The sequence below is a fragment of the Chryseobacterium sp. SIMBA_038 genome (assembly GCF_046535115.1).
Classification (GTDB): domain Bacteria; phylum Bacteroidota; class Bacteroidia; order Flavobacteriales; family Weeksellaceae; genus Chryseobacterium.
This window is the reverse complement of sequence record NZ_JAWRXH010000343.1, coordinates 1-248: the sequence shown is the minus strand read 5'-3', so window position 1 is coordinate 248 and position 248 is coordinate 1. Positions and strand designations below refer to the sequence as shown.

The 248-nt window shown below is 54.8% G+C and carries 1 protein-coding gene; it reads left to right on the top strand.

The window, feature by feature from the left end; translation table 11 throughout:
* Positions 1–248 (top strand): hypothetical protein (locus tag SB689_RS23820; RefSeq protein ID WP_410694505.1); only part of this gene is annotated, 248 nt, incomplete at both ends.

The window sequence follows — 248 nt, the reverse complement described above, 5'->3', positions numbered from 1 at the left end:
AAGGAATACTACAACGCGTTTGTAGAAGCAGTGTCCCTGATGTGCGTTGACGGCTATTTGCTAGATAGGCCGGTGAAAGACCTGAAGCCGTTTGTGCTGGCCGAAGCATCTAAGCGGGCGAGGTGTGCCCCGGCCTTGTCGGATTCGTGCTGGTACGCTGATTTCAGCCCTGCCATACAGAAGCGCGCTAATTCGTTGTTGGCTGTGGTGAATACGGCGACTATGCCAACGAGTCTGGCGAAAGTGCG